Source organism: Achromobacter pulmonis (assembly GCF_002885955.2).
In the GTDB taxonomy this organism is placed as follows: Bacteria; Pseudomonadota; Gammaproteobacteria; order Burkholderiales; family Burkholderiaceae_B; genus Achromobacter; species Achromobacter pulmonis_A.
Genome location: NZ_POQS01000002.1, coordinates 684889 through 703631 on the forward strand (window position 1 = coordinate 684889; position 18743 = coordinate 703631).

14 protein-coding genes and 3 pseudogenes are annotated in these 18743 nt (G+C 68.2%); 8 read left to right on the forward strand and 9 right to left on the reverse strand.

Going from position 1 to position 18743, the window contains the following annotated elements; translation table 11 throughout:
- The coding region (locus tag C1I89_RS09245; RefSeq protein ID WP_369008012.1) for a GntR family transcriptional regulator at positions 1-616 on the reverse strand (616 nt) is incomplete at its 3' end.
- A 98-nt stretch (positions 617-714) separates the two neighbouring features.
- Here C1I89_RS09245 and C1I89_RS09250 point away from each other — a divergent pair.
- Positions 715-1324, forward strand: a pseudogene (locus C1I89_RS09250) (aminotransferase class III-fold pyridoxal phosphate-dependent enzyme); the annotation flags it as partial.
- Here the strand turns inward: C1I89_RS09250 and C1I89_RS09255 are convergent.
- Positions 1318-1908 (reverse strand): annotated as a pseudogene (locus tag C1I89_RS09255) (PLP-dependent aminotransferase family protein); the annotation flags it as partial. The pseudogenes C1I89_RS09250 and C1I89_RS09255 sit on opposite strands and share 7 nt — an antisense overlap.
- Here C1I89_RS09255 and C1I89_RS09260 point away from each other — a divergent pair.
- The 3 genes and pseudogenes from C1I89_RS09260 to C1I89_RS09270 form a co-directional block, all read left to right on the forward strand.
- Positions 1895-2539: pseudogene (locus tag C1I89_RS09260) on the forward strand (aminotransferase class III-fold pyridoxal phosphate-dependent enzyme); the annotation flags it as partial. The pseudogenes C1I89_RS09255 and C1I89_RS09260 sit on opposite strands and share 14 nt — an antisense overlap.
- A 34-nt stretch (positions 2540-2573) precedes the next feature.
- The gene (locus C1I89_RS09265; RefSeq protein ID WP_102772459.1) at positions 2574-4043 is read left to right on the forward strand and encodes an NAD-dependent succinate-semialdehyde dehydrogenase; all 1470 of its coding nucleotides are present in this window, start codon (positions 2574-2576) and stop codon (positions 4041-4043) included.
- Between the two features lie 109 nt (positions 4044-4152).
- Positions 4153-5007, forward strand: coding sequence for an inositol monophosphatase family protein (locus C1I89_RS09270; RefSeq protein ID WP_102772460.1), 855 nt, complete (start codon positions 4153-4155; stop codon positions 5005-5007).
- A gap of 161 nt (positions 5008-5168) precedes the next feature.
- Here C1I89_RS09270 and C1I89_RS09275 read toward each other — a convergent pair whose 3' ends face one another.
- The 7 genes from C1I89_RS09275 to C1I89_RS09305 form a co-directional block, all read right to left on the reverse strand.
- Positions 5169-5987, reverse strand: coding sequence for an NAD-dependent protein deacetylase (locus C1I89_RS09275; protein WP_102772461.1), 819 nt, complete (start codon positions 5985-5987; stop codon positions 5169-5171).
- A gap of 4 nt (positions 5988-5991) precedes the next feature.
- Positions 5992-6939, reverse strand: coding sequence for a serine O-acetyltransferase EpsC (gene epsC / locus C1I89_RS09280; protein ID WP_102772462.1), 948 nt, complete (start codon positions 6937-6939; stop codon positions 5992-5994).
- Positions 6940-7121: 182 nt separating this feature from the next.
- Positions 7122-8159, reverse strand: coding sequence for a UDP-glucose 4-epimerase GalE (galE, locus tag C1I89_RS09285; protein ID WP_102772463.1), 1038 nt, complete (start codon positions 8157-8159; stop codon positions 7122-7124).
- Positions 8160-8174: 15 nt separating this feature from the next.
- The gene (pgi, locus tag C1I89_RS09290) at positions 8175-9842 is read right to left on the reverse strand and encodes a glucose-6-phosphate isomerase (RefSeq protein ID WP_102772464.1); all 1668 of its coding nucleotides are present in this window, start codon (positions 9840-9842) and stop codon (positions 8175-8177) included.
- A 13-nt stretch (positions 9843-9855) separates the two neighbouring features.
- Positions 9856-11259 carry a phosphomannomutase/phosphoglucomutase gene (locus tag C1I89_RS09295; protein WP_102772465.1) on the reverse strand — a complete coding sequence of 468 codons (1404 nt, stop codon included), beginning with the start codon at positions 11257-11259 and terminating at the stop codon, positions 9856-9858.
- Positions 11260-11284: 25 nt separating this feature from the next.
- Positions 11285-13546, reverse strand: coding sequence for a GNVR domain-containing protein (locus C1I89_RS09300; RefSeq protein ID WP_102772466.1), 2262 nt, complete (start codon positions 13544-13546; stop codon positions 11285-11287).
- Between the two features lie 62 nt (positions 13547-13608).
- On the reverse strand, positions 13609-14745 hold the full coding sequence (locus C1I89_RS09305) for a polysaccharide biosynthesis/export family protein (protein ID WP_102772467.1): 1137 nt from the start codon (positions 14743-14745) through the stop codon (positions 13609-13611).
- A 249-nt stretch (positions 14746-14994) separates the two neighbouring features.
- On the opposite strand from C1I89_RS09305, the gene C1I89_RS09310 reads away from it, so the two are divergent.
- Genes C1I89_RS09310 through C1I89_RS09325 form a run of 4 tightly spaced genes read left to right on the forward strand, consistent with a single transcriptional unit; the run spans position 14995 to position 18742 of the window.
- Positions 14995-16404: an undecaprenyl-phosphate glucose phosphotransferase gene (locus C1I89_RS09310; RefSeq protein WP_102772468.1), complete on the forward strand. Its 1410-nt coding sequence runs from the start codon at positions 14995-14997 to the stop codon at positions 16402-16404.
- Positions 16394-16906 (forward strand): GDP-mannose mannosyl hydrolase, encoded by a 513-nt coding sequence (locus C1I89_RS09315; RefSeq protein WP_168202093.1) that lies wholly within the window; start codon positions 16394-16396, stop codon positions 16904-16906. Before C1I89_RS09310 ends, C1I89_RS09315 begins: the two co-directional genes overlap by 11 nt.
- A 5-nt stretch (positions 16907-16911) precedes the next feature.
- Entirely contained in the window at positions 16912-18342 is a 1431-nt protein-coding gene (locus C1I89_RS09320; protein ID WP_102772469.1) for a mannose-1-phosphate guanylyltransferase/mannose-6-phosphate isomerase, read from the forward strand.
- Positions 18329-18742: a VanZ family protein gene (locus C1I89_RS09325; RefSeq protein ID WP_102772470.1), complete on the forward strand. Its 414-nt coding sequence runs from the start codon at positions 18329-18331 to the stop codon at positions 18740-18742. Before C1I89_RS09320 ends, C1I89_RS09325 begins: the two co-directional genes overlap by 14 nt.
- Position 18743: the final 1 nt, after the last annotated feature.

Here is an 18743-nt window from a genome sequence, read left to right on the forward strand (position 1 = left end):
CGATGGCCTGGTGCAGTCCCTCGGTGATCAGGATCTGCTCGGGGTCGCAGTCGATGGAGCGCGTCAGCGCCAGATGCTGCGCCAGCGCCTCGCGCAGCGCCGGCAGGCCGCCGCCGTACGAGTAGGTCAGCAGGTCGGGCGTGGGATTGCGCCACAGGCCGCTCATGATGCGGCCGAACTTCTTGTGCGGGAACTCGGCCAGGTCGGGCACGCCGGGCATGAACGCGCCCCACTGGTAGGGCGAGGCCGAGGCGCCGTCGACGATGGCCGCGCCGCGCGCCGACAGCGCCGGGCGCGGCGCGGCCGGCGGCGGCTGGCGGCGGCGCCGGCCGCTGGCCAGGTAGGAGTCCGGCACCGAGGCGTTGACGAAGGTGCCGTTGCCCTGGCGGCTGCGGGTATAGCCTTCGGCCAGCAGCTGGCTGTAGACGTGCACCACGGTATTGCGGGCGATGCCCAGCTCGGCCGCCAGGTCGCGCGTGGCGGGCAGCCGCGAGTCCGCGGCGATGGCGCCGTCCAGGATGGCTTCGCGGATGCCCTGGTACAGGCGCTTGTTCATGGGACCGCTGGCGCCGTCGCCCAGGCGCAGCAGCAGCAGGTCACCGACGATGGAACGCAATTGGTTCTACCCGTTTTAGAAAAGTGGTTCCCATAAATGGGGCCATCGTAGCATTAAATATTGGTTTTACCGTCCCCATCACGCTCTGCGAGGCCGAGATGAAGAATCAGGATCTGAATACCCGCCGTTCCCTGGCCACGCCGCGTGGCGTCGGCGTCATGTGCGACTTCTACGCCGTGCGCGCCGAAAACGCGACGCTGTGGGACGCCGAGGGCAAGGAATACATCGATTTCGCCGGCGGCATCGCCGTGCTGAACACCGGCCACCTGCATCCGAAGGTCAAGGCCGCGGTCGCCGCGCAGCTCGACGCATTCACCCATACGGCCTACCAGATCGTGCCGTACGAGGGCTACGTCACGCTGGCCGAGCGCATCAACCGCGTCGCGCCCATAGCCGGCCTGAAGAAGTCGGCCTTTTTCACCACCGGCGTGGAAGCCGTGGAGAACGCGGTGAAGATCGCGCGCTCGGCCACCGGGCGCTCGGGCGTGATCGCCTTTTCCGGATCGTTCCACGGCCGCACCATGCTGGGCATGGCGCTGACCGGCAAGGTCGCCCCCTACAAGCTGTCGTTCGGCCCGATGCCGGGCGACATCTACCACGTCCCCTTCCCCAACGCGGCCCAGTCCGTCAGCGTGGCCGATTCGCTCAAGGCGCTGGACCTGCTGTTCAAGTGCGATATCGATCCGCGCCGGGTCGCGGCCATCATNTTCGATGATCCAGCTGCCGCTGGCGCGCGCCACGGCCAGCAGCTGGCGGCGGCGCGCCAGCGACATGACCGGGCCCAGCGGATACTGATGCGAAGGCGTGACGAAAATGAAGCGCGGCGGCTCGACGAGCGATTCCGGCAGCCGCATGCCCTCCTCGTCCACCGGCAGGTGCAGCGTGCGCAGGCCGTTGGCCTGCAGCACGGTGCGCGCGCCCCAGTAGCCGGGGTCCTCGACCCAGGCGGTTTCGCCGGCCTCGCCCAGGATGCGGGTGGTCAGGTCGATGGCCTGGTGCAGTCCCTCGGTGATCAGGATCTGCTCGGGGTCGCAGTCGATGGAGCGCGTCAGCGCCAGATGCTGCGCCAGCGCCTCGCGCAGCGCCGGCAGGCCGCCGCCGTACGAGTAGGTCAGCAGGTCGGGCGTGGGATTGCGCCACAGGCCGCTCATGATGCGGCCGAACTTCTTGTGCGGGAACTCGGCCAGGTCGGGCACGCCGGGCATGAACGCGCCCCACTGGTAGGGCGAGGCCGAGGCGCCGTCGACGATGGCCGCGCCGCGCGCCGACAGCGCCGGGCGCGGCGCGGCCGGNTTCAACATCACCCCGCCGGAACTGATGACGGCGCTGCGCAAGGTCTGCGACGAGCACGGCATCCTGCTGATCGCCGACGAGGTGCAGACCGGATTCGGGCGCACCGGCAAGCTGTTCGCCATGGAGCACCACGCGGTCCAGGCCGACCTGATCACCATGGCCAAGAGTCTGGGCGGCGGCTTCCCGATCTCGGGCGTGGTCGGACGCGCCGAGATCATGGACGCGCCGGCCGCCGGCGGCCTGGGCGGCACCTATGCCGGCAACCCGCTGGCGGTGGCCGCCGCGCACGCGGTGCTGGACGTGATCGCCGAGGAAAAACTGTGCGAGCGCGCCGCCCTGCTGGGCGAGAAGCTGCGTGCGCATCTGGAAGGACTGCGCGCCACGGTCCCGGGCATCGCCGACGTGCGCGGCCTGGGCTCCATGGTCGCGCTGGAACTGAACGACGCCGCCAGCGGCAAGCCGGACGCGGAAGCGGTCAAGCGCGTGCAGGCGCGCGCCCTGGAGCGCGGCCTGATTTTGCTAAGCTGCGGTGTGTACGGCAACGTTCTGCGCTTCCTGTACCCCTTGACCATTCCCGACGCCCAGTTCGACCGGGCGCTGGCCATCCTGTCCGAGGTTTTGGCCGCCTGATGCGCGGGGCCTGACCATTCAAGGAGACTGCAACATGACCGCATTGACTCAACCGCTGGCGCGCCCGGATCTGCTGCGCGACGCCTGCTACCTGGACGGCAAATGGGTGGGCGCCGGCGACGGCCCTTCCATTCCCGTCGACAACCCTTCCACCGGCAAGACCATCGTGTCGGTGCCCAAGCTGGGCCGCAAGGAAACCGAGCAGGCCATCGCCAGCGCCCAGGCCGCCCTGCCCGCCTGGAGCGCCAGGACCGGCAAGGAGCGCGCCGCCATCCTGCTGAAGTGGGCGCAGCTGATGCTTGCGCACCAGCGCGACCTGGCCGCCATCATGACCTCGGAACAGGGCAAGCCCGTGACCGAGGCCGCCGGCGAGATCGCCTACGCCGCCTCGTTCCTGGAATGGTTCGCCGAAGAAGCCAAGCGCATCGACGGCGACATCCTGCAAAGCCCCAAGGCCGGCCAGCGCCTGATGGCGCTCAAGCAACCCATCGGCGTCACCGCCGCCATCACGCCGTGGAACTTCCCGGCCGCGATGATCACGCGCAAGGTCGGCCCGGCGCTGGCCGCCGGCTGCACCATGGTGGTCAAGCCGGCCCAGCAGACGCCGCTGACCGCGCTGGCTCTGGCCGTGCTGGCCGAAGAGGCCGGCGTGCCTGCGGGCGTGTTCCACGTCATCACCGGCAGCTCGCGCGAAATCGGCGCGGCGCTGTGCGAAAGCGAGGTCGTGCGCAAGCTGAGCTTCACCGGCTCCACCGAAGTCGGCCGCACGCTGATGGAACAGTGCGCGCCCACCATCAAGAAGCTGTCGCTGGAACTGGGCGGCAACGCGCCCTTCATCGTGTTCGACGACGCCGACCTGGACCGCGCCGTCGACGGCATCCTGGCCTCGAAGTACCGCAACGCCGGCCAGACCTGCGTGTGCGCCAACCGCATCTACGTGCAGGCCGGCGTCTATGAAGAGATCGCCAAGCGCCTGGTGGCCAAGGTCGAAGCCATGAAGGTCGGCGACGGCTTCGCCGAGGGCGTGACGCAGGGCCCGCTGATCGACCCCAGCGCGGTCGAGAAGGTGCAGGAACACATCGCCGACGCCACCGCGCACGGCGCCAAGGTGATCGCCGGCGGCAAGCCGCATGCGCTGGGCGGCACGTTCTTCGAGCCGACCGTGGTGCGCGACGTGACCCAGTCGATGCGCTTCGCTTCCGAAGAAACCTTCGGCCCGGTGGCCCCGCTGTTCCGCTTCGACACCGAAGAGGAAGTCATCGGCATGGCCAACGACACCATCTTCGGCCTGGCCGCTTATTTCTACACCCGCGACTACGCCCGCATCTGGCGCGTGTCCGAGGCGCTGGAATACGGCATCGTCGGCATCAACACCGGCATCATTTCCAATGAAGTCGGCCCGTTCGGCGGCGTCAAGCAATCGGGCCTGGGACGCGAAGGCTCGAAGTACGGCATCGAGGAGTACCTCGAGATCAAGTACCTCTGCGTGGACCTGGGCGCCTGAGCCCGTCGGCGGCCATAAAAACGGGAGGGCCGGGCGCCCTCCCGTTTTGCATCCGCCGCCCGCGCCGGCGTGGTAGATTTGCCCGTTCCCTGGATAAGCCACGAGCGCAATGAGCAGAACCTTTACCCGCGAGGAAACCCGCCGGCTGGCGGCCATACTGGCCGAAACGGCGCAGACCGAAGTCATGCCGCGTTTCCGCAACCTGCCCGACGGCGCGGTGCGCGGCAAGACCTCGCCGCGCGACCTCGTGACCGACGCCGACGAGGCCGCCGAGCGCCTGATCGCCTCGCGCCTGTCCAGGCTGTATCCGGGCGCGGTGCTGATCGGGGAAGAAGCCTCGGCGCGCAATCCGGCGCTTTTGAACATGCTGGTCGACGCCGACCTGGCTTTCCTGATCGACCCCATCGACGGCACGCGCAACTACGTCGCCGGCCTGCCGCTCTTCGGCATGATGATCGCGGCCTGCCATCGCGGCGACGTGATCGCCGGCGTGATCTACGATCCGCTGAACCGCGACGGCGCGCTCGCCGTGCGCGGCGAAGGCGCCTGGATCGAATACGAAAACGGCCGCCAGGCTGCGCTCGCCGTGGCCAGCCCCGCCCCGCCCGAGGACATGGACGGCCTGATCGCCACCGGCAACCTGCCCGAGCCGCTGCGCTCCACCGTCAACGGCAATCTCTCGCGCCTGGCCAGCACCGCGTCGCTGCGCTGCGCCGCGCACGAATACCGCACGCTGGCCGCCGGCCACTGCCACGTCGCGCTCTACAACCAGCTGACCGCCTGGGACCACGCGGCCGGCTGGCTGCTGCACCGCGAAGCCGGCGGCTATTCGGCGCACTTCGACGGCTCGCCCTACAAGCCCACGCACCGCACCGGCGGGCTGCTTTACGCGCCCGACGCCGGCAGTTGGCAGGCGGCCCGCCGGGCGCTTATGGGGGACGGGGCCGAATCCGCCGAGACTTGACAAGACCGCCCCGGCCCAGGGTCAAAAATCCGGGTAATCCCTAGGAGTTATCCCCAGTTCCTGTGGACAACCCTATGGAAAGGTCTGTAACCGCGGCAAAAAAACCTTGCGCGGCAAGCACTTGCTTAGACCGGTCAAAAACCGGCCTGCCGCCGGCCTGTTTACAAGGCCTCCAGCGCCACCGCGCAGGGCTGTTCCACTTTGAGCGCCAGCGTGGCGTCGGCGCGGGTGCGGCCCAGGTTGATCGCCGCTATCGGCACGCCGTTGCGCGCGGCGGCGGCCACGAAGCGATAGCCCGAATACACCATCAGCGACGAGCCGACCACCAGCACCGCGTCGGCCGCCGCGAGCGCGTCATTGGCGCGCTCCACGCGGGCCGCGGGCACGGTTTCGCCGAAGAACACCACGTCCGGCTTGACCACGCCGCCGCAGCGCGGACAGGCCGGCACGCGATAGCGGCCGAAGTCCTCGCCGTCCAGGTCGGCGTCGCCGTCGGGCGCGTCGTCGGCCTCCAGCGCCAGCCAGTCGGGATTGGCTTGCTGCAAGGCCTGCTGCCAGGCGTGGCGGTCGCCGCGCCAGTCGCAGGCCATGCAGCGCACCTGGTCCAGCCGGCCGTGCAGGTCCACCACTTCGCGGCTGCCGGCGGCCTGGTGCAGGCCGTCGACGTTCTGCGTCACCAGCAGCCCCACGTTGCCGCGCGCCTCCAGCCGGGCCAGCGCCCGGTGCGAGGCATTGGGCTGCACCTGGCCGAACCGGCGCCAACCGACCATGCTGCGCGCCCAGTAGCGCGCCCGCGCCGGCTCGCCGCCCATGAAGGTCTGCAGCGTCATGGGCGGGGTGCGCTTCCAGGCGCCGTCGGCGTCGCGGTAATCGGGAATGCCGGAATCGGTGCTCACGCCCGCCCCGGTCAGCACGAACAGCCGCGGGTGGCGGTCGACGAAGCCGCGCAGCGCGGCCAGGTCCGAGGTCCGCGTGTCCATCCGTTCAGCCGCCCAGGCCGCAGTCCGGCATGTCGCTGACCAGGCTGGCCTGGGTGACGTTACTGCCCGGCGGCACGCTGCGCGTGAGCCAGACGTTGCCGCCGATGGTCGAACCCTTGCCTATCGTGACGCGGCCCAGGATCGTGGCGCCGGCGTAGATCACCACGTCGTCCTCGATCAGGGGGTGGCGCGGCAGGCCTTTCTTCAGTTCGCCGTTCTCGCCCGGCGGGAAGCGCTTGGCCCCCAGCGTGACCATCTGGTAGAGCCGCACGCGGTCGCCGATGATGGCGGTTTCGCCGATCACCACGCCGGTGCCGTGGTCGATGAAGAAGCTCTTGCCGATGGTGGCGCCCGGATGGATGTCGATGCCGGTGTCGGCGTGCGCGATCTCGGCCACCATGCGCGCCAGCATCGGCACGTTCAGGCGGTACAGCACGTTGGCCAGGCGGTGGTGGATCATGGCCGCCACGCCGGGATAGCACAGCAGCACTTCGTCGACGTTGTGGGCCGCCGGGTCGCCCTGGTAGGCGGCGGTCACGTCCAGGTCCAGCGCGGCGCGCACGCGCGGCAGCTCTGCGCCGAACTGGCGCACGATCTCGATGGCGCGCTGGCGCGTGTCCGCCGAGGCGGCCTGTTCCGGCCGGCCCACGTACTGCAGCTCCAGACAGACCTGGTGCAGCAGCGCGTCCAGCGCCGCGCCGATGGTGTGGCCGACGTAGAAGTCCTCGACCTCTTCGCGCAGGTCGATCGGGCCCAGGCGCATCGGGAACAGCGCGCCGCACAGATCCTTGACGATCTGGCGCAGGCTTTCCTGGGACGGGAATTCGCGCAGGTCGGCGTCCTCGCGCAGGCGTCCGCGCGGGCCGCGCCAGGCCACGCGCGCCTCGCGCAGGCCCGACACGATGCTGTCCAGGTTCCAGTGGGCCGGCGTGGTGGAGGACGGCCCGCTCATCGCCGTTGCTCCGGCCGGGCGCCGGCCGCGCCGGCATGCGGATAGAAATCGAACATGGTGGTACCTCGCTGACGGTGTATTGCCCCGGCGGCGGGCGCCGGGCGATGTTGCTTCGCAATAATTCCGTCAACTGTAACCGCTCGCGCCCATTTCCCGGAATCCGTCCGACATGGCGTAGGGGTTTATGCCGCGTAGCCCTGCGGATTGCCCTGTTGCCAGCGCCAGCCGTCGGCGCACATCGCGTCCACGTCGTGCGTGCTGCGCCAGCCCAGCAGCGAGGCCGCCAGCGCCGGATCGGCCCACATCCGCTCGATGTCGCCGGGCCGCCGCGGCTGCGTCTGCAGCGGGATGCGGCAGCCGTTGACGCGCTCGAAGGCGCGCACCAGCTCCAGCACGCTGGTGCCCTGCCCCGTTCCCAGGTTGACCGCCACGAAACCGGGATGGCCGGCCGAATAGGCCAGCGCCTGCACGTGGCCCTGCGCCAGGTCCATGACGTGTAGATAGTCGCGCACGCCGGTGCCGTCGGCCGTGCCGTAGTCGTCGCCGAATATCCGCAGATAGGGCTGGCGCCCCACCGCCACCTGGGTGATGTAGGGGAACAGATTGTTGGGCGTGTCGCGCGGGCTTTCGCCGATCCGGCCGCTGCGGTGCGCGCCGATCGGGTTGAAGTAGCGCAGCGTGACGGCGCTGAAGCCGGGATCGGCCTTGCACACGTCGCGCAGCATCTCCTCGACCATCAGCTTGGTGCGGCCGTAGGGATTGGTGGGCGCCAGCGGATGGGCCTCGGTGAACGGCAGGTACTGCGGCTCGCCATAAACCGTGGCCGAGGAACTGAACACCATGCGCGCCACGCCGGCGGCGCGCATGGCGCGCAGCAGCGCCACCGAGCCGCCGACGTTGTTGTCGTAGTACTTGAGCGGGTCGGCGACCGATTCGCCGACCGCCTTGCTGCCGGCCAGGTGCAGCACCGCGCCCACCGGCTCGCCGCGGGCGGCCGCCTCGCGCAGCACCGACTCCAGCAGGCCGGGGCTGCGGATGTCGCCCTCCACCAGCGGAATGGGCGCGCCGCACAGCTCCTCCACGCGGCGCACGGCCTCGCGGCTGCCGTTGCTGAAGTCATCGCCCCCCAGCGGCCGCTGGCCGGCCGCCAGCATCGCCACCAGCGTGTGCGTGCCGATGTAGCCGGCCCCGCCCGTCACCAACACATGCAGATCCGGCATGGACTGCGGCCTCCTTCAAAGATGCGCGGCCACGCCCGGCACCCAGGCATGGCGCGGACGCGGCGCCTGCGCGTGGCTGCGGTAGCGGTCGATCCAGTACGAGGTGGACGCGTCATGGCCCCAGTCCACCACGCCGGCCGACACCGGCACCGCCAGCTCGCGCTCGATGCCGGTGGCCAGGCGCTTGCCCAGTTCCACGCCCCACTGGTCGAAGGGGTTGATGCCCCACACCACGCTCTGCACGAACACTTTGTGCTCGTACAGCGCCAGCAGCGCGCCCAGCCCGCGCGGATCGAGCTGGCGCAGCACGATCAGCGTGGACGGCCGTCCGCCCGGATGGACCATGTGCTGCGCCAGGGTGAGCGCGTGCTCGCGGTCGTCGATGTGGGCCACGTCCAGCAGCGCCTGCTCCAGGCTCTTGCCGCGCAGCAGCGCCTGGCGCTGGGCCAGGCAGTTGGCCAGCAGCTTGCGGTGCGCGTCGGGGCTGTCGGCATGGCCTTGCAGGCTGGCGATGAAGTCCACCGGCGCGCCCGCTTCGCTTTGATGCAGCCACTGGAAGAAGGTGTGCTGGCCGTCGGTGCCCGGCATGCCCCAGATGATGGGCGCGGTCGGCACGCCGACCGCGGCGCCGTCGCCCGCGACCCGCTTGCCCAGCGATTCCATCTCCAGCTGCTGCAGATAGGTGACCAGGTGCAGCAGGCGCGCACTATAGGCGGCGATGTTCAGCGAGTTGTGGCCCAGCACGCTGCAGTTGACCAGGCCGGCCAGCGCCAGTTGCACCGGCGCGTTCGAGCCGAACGGCGCCTGCTGGAAATGCTGGTCCATGGCCTGGGCGCCGGCCTGCATGCCGATCAGCACCTCGGCGCCCACCGTCAGCGCGATGGACAGGCCGGCGACCGACCAGACCGAATAGCGCCCGCCCACCCAGTCGCACATCTTGAAGACCTGGGAGGCCGGCACGCCCAGCGCGCGCGCGGCCGACGGATTGGCGGTCACGGCGGCCAGCTGTTCCGACACGTCGGCCGCACCGCCCTGCTTGAGCCAGGCGATGGCGGCGCGCGCGTTGTGCAGCGTCTCGGCCGTGGTGAAGGACTTGGACGACACCACCACCAGGCAGCGGCGCGGGTCCAGCCCGGCCACGGCGTCATGGAAGGCGTGCCCGTCGATGTTGGACACGAAGCGGATCTGGCGCCGCTGCGAGGCGCCGCCGAAGGCCTGGATCGCCAGGCGCGGCCCCCAGTCGCTGCCGCCGATGCCGATGTGCAGCACCGTGGAGAAGTCGGCGGTCTGGTCCACCCTGCGCACGAAATCCATCATGCGCGCGTATTCGCAGACCGAGTCGGCATCCTGGCCGTCCGGCTGCTCGCGGGTGCGCCCGGCGCGCAGCGCGGTATGCCAGGCCGGCTTGCCTTCGGTCCAGTTGACCGGCTCGCCGGCGAACAGCGCGCGGCGCGCCTCGGCCAGTCCGCGCGCCTGCAGCAGGGACTGCGCCGCGGCGTCCAGCGCCGGCGACTGCCGCTGCATGGTCAGGTCCACGCACAGTCCCGCCGCCTCGATGACCTTCAGCGCCCCGGCGTCCAGTGCGGCGGATTGCGCGGCCTGCGCGAACCCCCGCCATTCGGGGCTGTCCGCCAGGCCGGAATCCGCCCTCGACGCTTCAATCGCATTGTTGGCCTTTCCCATCGCGTGATGCTCCTTAAAACGGTAAACGAACATGAGGGGCAATGCGTCGGAACGCGTTGCGGAAGTCCTCCTCGATACGGGCCAGTGCGGCCACGGTGTCGCCTTCGAAACGCAACACCACGGTAGGCGTGGTGTTGGACGGACGCGCCAGGCCGAAGCCGTCGGCATAGTCCACGCGCACTCCGTCCAGATTGCTGATGGAGACCGCGCCGGGGAATTCCCCCTGCGCGCGCAGCGCCTCCACCAGGTCGAACTGCTCGCCTTCGGCGGTTTCCAGCTTGATCTCGGGCGTGGCGCATGCCTGCGGCAGGCCCTCCAGCAGCGCGGACGGGTCCGGCGCCGCCGACAGGATTTCCAGCAGGCGCGCGGCGGCATAGATGCCGTCGTCGAAGCCGTACCAGCGTTCCTTGAAAAAGATGTGCCCGCTCATCTCGCCGGCCAGCAGCGCGCCGGTCTCGCGCATGCGCGCCTTGATCAGCGAATGCCCGGTGCGGCACATGGTGGGCTTGCCGCCGGCCTCGGTGACGGCGCGCGCCACCAGCCGGCTGCACTTGACGTCGTACAGGATCTCGGCGCCCGGATTGCGCGACAGCACGTCGCGGGCGAACAGGATCAGCTGGCGGTCGGGCCAGATGATCTGCCCGGACTTCGTCACCACGCCCAGCCGGTCGCCGTCGCCGTCGAACGCCAGGCCGACCTCGCAGTCGGAATAGCGCAGGCAATAGATCAGGTCCTGCAGGTTCTGGGGATCGGCCGGATCGGGATGATGGCCGGGAAACGAACCGTCGACTTCGCAGAACAGTTCGGTGACTTCGCAGCCCAGCGCGCGAAACAGCGCCGGCGCCACCGCGCCGGCCACGCCGTTGCCGCAGTCGATGGCGATCTTCATGGGCCGCGCCATGCGGATGTCGCCCAGCAGGCGCGCCGCGTAGCAAGGCTGTATCTGCATCTGGGTGCGCCCGCCGGCCACGCCGGCCGACTCGATCGGCTGGCGCATCGCGTCGCGCAGCGCCGTGATGCCTTCGCCGTACAGCGAGGCGCCCTCCATCACGATCTTGAAGCCGTTGTGCGCGGGCGGGTTGTGGCTGCCGGTGACCGCGATGCCCGCCCCCGTGTCCATCAGGCGGGTCGCGAAGTACACCATCGGCGTGGTCGCCATGCCGATGTCGATGACGTGCATGCCCGCCGAGCGCAGCCCCGCCTGCAGCGCGGCCGCCAGCTCCACGCTGCTCAGGCGCCCGTCGCGCCCCACCACCATCGACCGCGCCCCCTGTTCGCGCGCCCGGGCCCCCGCCGCCATGCCCAGGCTGTGCGCGAACCGCGCGTCGATCTCGTCCGGCACCGTGCCGCGTATGTCGTAAGCCTTGAAAACCGCATCCAGAATTTGCGGGGTGTCCCAGCCAAATGTTCCGTGCATGCCATCTTCTCCGGGTGGCGTTTACTTACTTTGGACCGTTCTGTTTGAAATCGCCGTAATAGGCCGCGCGGGAATAGCGGTAGCTTCCGTACTTGGAGCGGAAGCCGAAGCGTTCGGGCAGCAGCTTGAGACCGTTGAACAGCACGCCGTCGACCGGCGCGCCAGCCTGGATCAGGCGCTTGGCCGTCTCCCGGATCTCGCCCACCGTGTTCATGCCGGAGCGCACCACCACCATGACCGCCGCCGCATGCGTGCCGACCACGGCGGCGTCCGGAGACGACAGCACGGGAGCCGTGTCCAGAATCACCATGTCGTACTGCGACGCCAGTTCGCGCAGGGTCTCGCCGAACACGGGCGAGGCCAGCAGCTCGGAAGGATCGAAGGTCACCGCGCCGGTGGCGATGAAGTCCACGCCCTCGGACACGCTGTGCTTGCGCACGCGGCTCAGCGGAATCGTGCCCGACAGCACTTCGAACAGGCCGTCTTCCTTGGGCACGCCGAAATAGCGGTTCAGCTGACCCTTGCGGAAGTCGGCGTCGATCAGCAGCACGCGCTTGCCCACGCCGCCCTGGATGAAGGCGAAATTGGCCGACAGGAACGACTTGCCCACCCCGGCCACCGGCCCCGTGAACATGACCATGTTGTTGGCCGACTGGCGCAGCGAGGCCTGCAGCACGTTGCGGAAGGAACGCAGGCTTTCGATCGGAGGCGCGTTGCCCTGGCTCTGCGCCAGCAGCGCGGGCACCGTGGCGTTCTTGCGCCGGCTGCGGCGCCACAGGCGGTCCTGCATGTCGCTGTAGGGAATGGCGGCCAGCACCGGCAGGCCGGTATGGCGCTCGACGTCTTCCGGCTCCGACAGGCCGCCGAACAGCGCGTTGCGCACGAAGGCGCACAGCATGCCGAAGATCAGGCCGAAGGCCGTGGCCACGCCGATGATGATGGCGGCCTTGGGGCGCACCGGCTTGTCGGGCTGCACCGCGGCGTCCAGGATGCGCACGTTGCCCACCTTGCCGGCGCGGATCAGGCGCAGCTGCTGGGCGTTGTTGAGCAGCGTGGTGTAGAGCTCGGTGTTCACGCGCACGTCGCGCACCATGCGCACCACGTCCTGTTCGAGGTCGGGCAGTTGCCGGATGTGGCCGCCGATGCGGTCCACGTCGCCGGTCAGCGCGGAGATCTGGCGGTCCAGGGCCACGATGCTGGGATGGCTGGGCGCGAAGCGCGTGATCATCTCCTGGCGCTTGGCGCGCAGTTCCATCACGCGGGTCTGCGCGTCGACCGACTGGCCCAGGATCAGCTTGGCCTCTTCGCTCAGGTCGATGGTGCCGCGCTTGTTGCGCAGCGAGTTGTACTTGGTCTCGGCCGCGTCCAGCTCGCTCTTGAGGATGGGCAGCTGCTTTTCCAGGAAGACCAGCGACTTCTCGGCCTGCGCCGACTTGCGGTTGAGGTTCTGCTGCACGTACTCCTGGCCGATCTGGTTGAGCACGGCGGTCGTCATCACCGGATCGTTGCCTTCCAGCGTGACGCCGATCACGCCCGAGGTGCGGCCGCGTTCGAAAATGCCCAGGCGCCCCTGCACGTCCTCGATGGCCGCCAGGCGCGAGCTGCGCGACACCACGAACTCGGTTCCCGGACGGCCGCTGAGCGCGTCGACGTGCACGTCCAGCGCGCCGCCGCCCGGCAGCAGGAAGTGCTCGGGCTTGCCGACGGTGCCGTTGAACGTGGCGCCGGTCAGCTTGTCGTTGAGCGTGTAGCGTCCGTCGCCCAGCGTGGTGATGCGAAACGGCTTGCCCAGCCATTCGTTGGGCACGTCCAGCTGCGAGACGGCGATGGTCTCTCCGCCCCAGGCGTAGCCGCCGCGCGGCAGGCTGGACGGATAGGGCAGGCTTTCGTAGCGCTGCGCCAGCCATTCGCCCACCACCGGGAAGTAGCGCGGCTTGGCGTGGATGTACAGCAGGAACTTGTCCACGGCCGGGCCGACCACCATGCGCGAGCGCAGCACTTCCATTTCGCCCGAGGTTTCGGCCTTGGTGTCGAACATGGTCGAGACGTCGCCCAGCAGGCTGCGGCTCTGGCCCTGCGGCAATTCTTCCTCCACTTGCACGATGATGTCGGCGGAGTAGACCTTGGGCGTGACCATCACATAGGCGACCGCTCCCAGAAAGGCGAGCAGCGTGATGGCGAGGATCATCCACCGGTTGGAGAAGATGGCGTCGACGTGGGACGTCAACGGGGTTTCCTGTTGGCGAGCCGGCACGGACGGCTCGAACGATTCGATAGGCAACGACATGCAGCTCTCCAAGAGAAGGCGCCGCTGCGGGTAGCGGCGCCCCCAAAGGCGTGGGTTAAAAACTAGTCAATGGCTTTCACGGTCTGTACCGTCTGCGCGCTCGGGAACAGGTTGCTGATGAAGCGGTTCCACCTCACCAGGCCGGCCGAATCCACGAACACAACGTCTTTGGGTTGCAACTCAAACTTCTCCCCTACTGCCAAGGCTTGCGGTGAACCGGCGTTCAGATGGAACACCAGCGGCTTCGCCTGCTCCGTGCTGCGCACGACAAAGATCTGCGACGGATTCGAGGTCGTCTGATTCGGCCCTCCCGCCAAACCCAGCGCCTCGGTCAACGACATGCGGCCGTCGCGCATTACTGCCGCGGTGGGCAGGGTGACCTCGCCCATCACGAATACCTTGCTGTCGTCGCGCGGCGTCACCCTCACGGTGTCGCCCGGCTTCAACAGCACCTGGTTCAAGTCCTGGCCGCGTTCGATCAGGGCCGGCACGTTCACGCGGGTGCGGCGTCCGTCGCGGATCACGTACACCGAGCTGCGATCGCCCGTCGGCAAAATCCCGCCGGCCCGGTTGATCGCTTCCAACAGGGTCATCGGAATGTCGTTGATCGCAATCGCGCCAGGCGTCTTCACCTCGCCGTCCACGTAAATACGCTTGCTGCGATAGCCCAGCACGCGTACTGTGATCTGCGGGTCCTGGATGTACTTGCTTGAACTATTCACTATGAGATTGCGCGCCTGGAGTTCCGTCAACCCCGCCACTTTCAGCAGTCCGGCATAGGGAAATTGGATATATCCAGTGGATGAGACCGTATAGCCCGGAATGCCCGAGGCGGTATCCCCGATGGCTAGTTCGGTCACCCCAGTCCCAATGGCGTAGGTTTGCGTCGGAAGGACGAGTTCGGGGTGATCCCACACCACGATGGAAAGAATGTCGCCCGGTCCGATGAGGTAGGGCCCGGACTTTCCGTACAGCTTTTCGACGCCATCGCTGGCGATCAGGGCTTCACGCGCGCGCTGCTCTTCGAGCACCAGGCTGGGGGTGATCTGTCTTATCTCAGCTTTGGAGTTGGGGTCCAGCGGGTCGGCGAGCTGGTTGGCGTCAAACGTCATACCGGGGGACAAGGCGCAAGCGCCCAGCGAGGACACGAGCGCGATAGCGGCTATGGCTCGGCTCAACGTTCCGAAAAATGTAGTCATGGCAAATCCACTTGTGAATGACTTCGTTGCTTGGAAAGGAGCCCGATGCGTAACGGGTTGCGACATTCCACTCTCTTTTCCTGGCCCCGCACATTCGACGGATGTCCTAAGCCTTCTCCTACATCGTTTGGAGGTTTCGGGTGGCCCGGGCACTCAATAAGATTTTGTCGGTAGCCACAGGCTTTGCGGCGGTGCACGGCTTTTTTTCCCGCGCGCGGCAGGCCGGCTTCCAACGAACAGGAGTGCGCGATGGAACCGTCCCAAACGGACACGTCGACCAGATTCAGCGGGGCAAGCTATCTCTATCGCTTGCTGGATGCCGCGATCGTGATTGCCTGCGGCCTGACCGCCACCGGATTGAAATTCTCGGATGACGCGCTGGCGGACCCTCCGCAAATCCATCTGTTCCTGATTTACCTGTGCGGCCTGGGCGTGGTCGCGATCTTCCCGGCGTTCCGGCTGTACGTGTCCTGGCGCGGCCGTCGCCTGACCGACCTGGTCGGACGCAGCGTGGCGGCCTGGGCCCTGGTGTTCGCGCTGGGCATCTGCATCAGTTTTCTCATGCACCAGACCGCCGCGATATCCCGCATATGGGCGGCGACCTGGTTCATCATGACGGCGCTGGCGCTGATCGGCGTGCGCATCGCGGTCTACTCGGTGCTGGGCGCGGCGCGCGACCGCGGCATGGACCGCAAGCGCGTGCTGCTGGTGGGTTTCGGCGCGCTGGGCCACGACCTGTGGCGCCGCGTCGAGCAATACCGCAACACCGGCTACGAAGTGGCCGGCATCTACGCCGAGCCGCACGAGAACCTGCCGCCGCAGGTCCGCCGCCTGCATGAGCTGGGCGGCCTGCACGACTTCGTCAAAGAGAACAACGTGCGCGAGATCTGGATCGTGCTTCCGATGGAGGCCGGTCAGGAACTGCGCGAAGTGCTCTACCACCTGCGCAACGACCTGGTCGACATCCGCTGGATTCCCGACGTGATGTCCATCCAGCTGCTCGGCCACCAGATCGGCGAATTCCTGGGCCTGCCGGCCATCCAGCTCAACAGCCTGCCGGCCGCCGGCGTGCGCGGACTGGCCAAGGAAGTGTTCGACCGCAGTTTCGCGCTGTGCGCGCTGATCGGCCTGTCGCCCGTCATGCTGACCGTGGCCCTGCTGGTGAAGGCGACCTCGCGCGGGCCGGTGTTCTTCACGCAGCCGCGCCTGGGCGTGGACGGCAAGGTGTTCCACGTCTACAAGTTCCGCACCATGACCGTGCACCAGGAACAGGGCGTGGTCACGCAGGCCACGCGCAACGACAGGCGCGTCACGCGCATCGGCGGCTTTCTGCGGCGCACCAGCCTGGACGAGCTGCCGCAGTTCCTCAACGTGCTGATGGGCGACATGTCGGTGGTCGGTCCGCGGCCCCACGCGCTGGAGCACAACGAACTCTACAAGGACCTGGTGCAGCGCTACATGATGCGCCATCGCGTCAAGCCGGGCATCACGGGCTGGGCCCAGGTCAATGGCCTGCGCGGCCAGACCGACACCCTGCGCAAGATGAGCGACCGGGTCGAGCACGATATCTATTACATCCAGAACTGGACGTTCAGGATGGATCTGCTGATCATCGCCCGCACGGCGGTATCGGGATGGACGGGCCGCAATGTCTACTGAACCGTTGGGATGGCCCGAGCGGCGGGGAACGGCCGCGCGCGCAGACGGCGTGCTGGCCGGCGCCGACTTCCGCGAGGCGGTCGAGATGCTGCCGCTGGTGTCGATCGACCTGCTGCTGCGCGATGCGCGCGGCCGCTACCTGACCGGGCTGCGCGCCAATCCGCCCGCCCAGGGCGCCTGGTTCGTGCCGGGCGGACGCATCCGCAAGAACGAAACGCTGCGCCAGGCGCTGTGCCGCATCGCGCGCGAAGAACTCGGCTTGCCCGTACCCGACCAGGCCTGGCGGCCGCGCGGCGTGTACGAGCATTTCTATGGCACCAATTTCGCAGGCGAGGCCGGACGCTCCACGCATTACGTCGTCCTCGCCTATGAAGCGGAAATTCCGTTGGACATCTCCAGCCTGCCGCAGGCCCAGCACCGCAGCTACCGCTGGCAGCCCGCGGCGGCCATCGCCGCCGATCCCGGCGTGCATCCGTACACCCAGGCCTACTTCAAGGAGTGAGCGCCATGACGAATCCCCCTCCCCCGTACCGGGCAGTCATCCTCTGCGGCGGCTCCGGCTCGCGGCTGTGGCCGCTGTCGCGCGAGCTGCTGCCGAAGCAGTTCATCCGCCTGACCGATGACCGCAGCCTGTTGCAGAACACCCTGCTGCGCCTGGCGTCGGCGGGCGCCGAAGCCAGGCCCACGCTGGTCTGCAACGACGCCCACCGCTACATCGCGGCGGAACAGGCGCTGGAACTGGGCATCAAGGACGCCGAGGTGATCCTGGAGCCGTTCGCGCGCAACACCGCGCCGGCCATCGCCGCCGCCACGCTGCGCGCCATGCGCGACGGCGAGGACCCGGTCATGCTCATCATGCCCTCGGACCACGTGCTGGAGGACGGCGAAGTGCTGCGCGCCGCCTTCGCCGAGGCCTACCAGGCGGCCCTGCAGGGCGCGCTGGTGACCTTCGGCATCACGCCCACCGCGCCGCTGAGCGGCTACGGCTACATCCAGGCCGACGAGCCGGGCGAAATGGGGCCGGCGCGGCGCGTGCGCCGCTTCGTCGAGAAGCCCTCGCCCGAAGTGGCGCAGCGCTTCATCGACGACGGCGGCTATTACTGGAACAGCGGCATGTTCGCCTTCCAGGCCTCGGTATTCCTGTCGGAAATGGCGCGGCTGGCGCCCAAGATGCTGGAACAGGTGCAGGCGGCGGTGGCCATCGGCCACGGCGAGAACGCCCTGTTCCACCTGGACGGTCCGTCCTTCGAGGCCTGCCCCAGCGATTCGATGGACTACGCCATCATGGAGCGCACCGACAGCGCCGTGGTGATTCCGCTGGCCGCCTCGTGGAGCGACGTGGGCGCCTGGGACGCGGTCTGGTGCATCGCGCAGAAGACGGTGGAAGGCAACTCCACCACCGGCGACGTGATGGTGGAGGATTCGCGCAACTGCCTGATCCACTCGACCAGCCGGCTGGTCGCCTCGGTGGGGCTGGACGATATCGTCGTCATCGAAACGGCCGACGCCGTGCTGGTGGCGCACAAGTCCCGCTCGCAGGACGTCAAGCGCCTGGTGGAAGTGTTCAAGACGCAACACCGCTCCGAGCTCAACCACCACCGCGAAGTGCAGCGTCCCTGGGGCTCTTACGACTCGGTCGGCCAGGGCCCGCGCTACCAGGTCAAGCGCATCACGGTCAAACCCGGGGCGCGCCTGTCCTCGCAAATGCATCACCATCGGGCCGAGCACTGGATCGTGGTGTCGGGCACGGCGCGCATCTACAACGGCGACAAGCAGTACCTGCTGACCGAAAACCAGTCGACCTACATCCCGCTGGGCGAGATCCACAGCCTGGAGAACCCCGGGAAGATTCCGCTGGAAATCATAGAGGTGCAGTCGGGCGCGTACCTCGGGGAGGACGACATCGTTCGATTCCAGGATATGTATGGCCGAGTTTGAGAGGGATGAGGAGAGGATTCCATTCTGGCGGCCTGGGGCGGCGCGGATCTGCCTGCCGGTGGCGGGGTTGTTCTTTCTCGTCTTGATCACGGTGGGCAACCTGCCAGGGCTGGCGGCGGAAATGTCCGACGCCTTCGGCGACAAGCGCCTGCACCTGGCCGCCTACTCCCTGCTGGCGGGACTGGTCTATGCCTCGGTCAACCGGCGCCCGGCGCTGGTGGCCATGCTGACCGTCACCATCCTCGGAATGGTGGATGAATCGATCCAATCCCTTTTTCCCTACCGAGAGGCTGAGCTCTTAGACCTTTTGGCCGATATCTCCGCGGCGGGTGCAACAGTAATCTCATTGCACATCGGTACCGCAGCCTTCGGCTCCTTTCGTGCAGTTACTAAGTCTTAAG

Bases quoted from the DNA above. Each gene is read 5' to 3' on its own strand.
- C1I89_RS09265 (WP_102772459.1), top strand. From the start codon at position 2,574: ATGACCGCATTGACTCAACCGCTGGCGCGCCCGGATCTGCTGCGCGAC.
- C1I89_RS09270 (WP_102772460.1), top strand. From the start codon at position 4,153: ATGAGCAGAACCTTTACCCGCGAGGAAACCCGCCGGCTGGCGGCCATA.
- C1I89_RS09275 (WP_102772461.1), bottom strand. From the start codon at position 5,987: ATGGACACGCGGACCTCGGACCTGGCCGCGCTGCGCGGCTTCGTCGAC.
- epsC (WP_102772462.1), bottom strand. From the start codon at position 6,939: ATGAGCGGGCCGTCCTCCACCACGCCGGCCCACTGGAACCTGGACAGC.
- galE (WP_102772463.1), bottom strand. From the start codon at position 8,159: ATGCCGGATCTGCATGTGTTGGTGACGGGCGGGGCCGGCTACATCGGC.
- pgi (WP_102772464.1), bottom strand. From the start codon at position 9,842: ATGGGAAAGGCCAACAATGCGATTGAAGCGTCGAGGGCGGATTCCGGC.
- C1I89_RS09295 (WP_102772465.1), bottom strand. From the start codon at position 11,259: ATGCACGGAACATTTGGCTGGGACACCCCGCAAATTCTGGATGCGGTT.
- C1I89_RS09300 (WP_102772466.1), bottom strand. From the start codon at position 13,546: ATGTCGTTGCCTATCGAATCGTTCGAGCCGTCCGTGCCGGCTCGCCAA.
- C1I89_RS09305 (WP_102772467.1), bottom strand. From the start codon at position 14,745: ATGACTACATTTTTCGGAACGTTGAGCCGAGCCATAGCCGCTATCGCG.
- C1I89_RS09310 (WP_102772468.1), top strand. From the start codon at position 14,995: ATGGAACCGTCCCAAACGGACACGTCGACCAGATTCAGCGGGGCAAGC.
- C1I89_RS09315 (WP_168202093.1), top strand. From the start codon at position 16,394: ATGTCTACTGAACCGTTGGGATGGCCCGAGCGGCGGGGAACGGCCGCG.
- C1I89_RS09320 (WP_102772469.1), top strand. From the start codon at position 16,912: ATGACGAATCCCCCTCCCCCGTACCGGGCAGTCATCCTCTGCGGCGGC.
- C1I89_RS09325 (WP_102772470.1), top strand. From the start codon at position 18,329: ATGGCCGAGTTTGAGAGGGATGAGGAGAGGATTCCATTCTGGCGGCCT.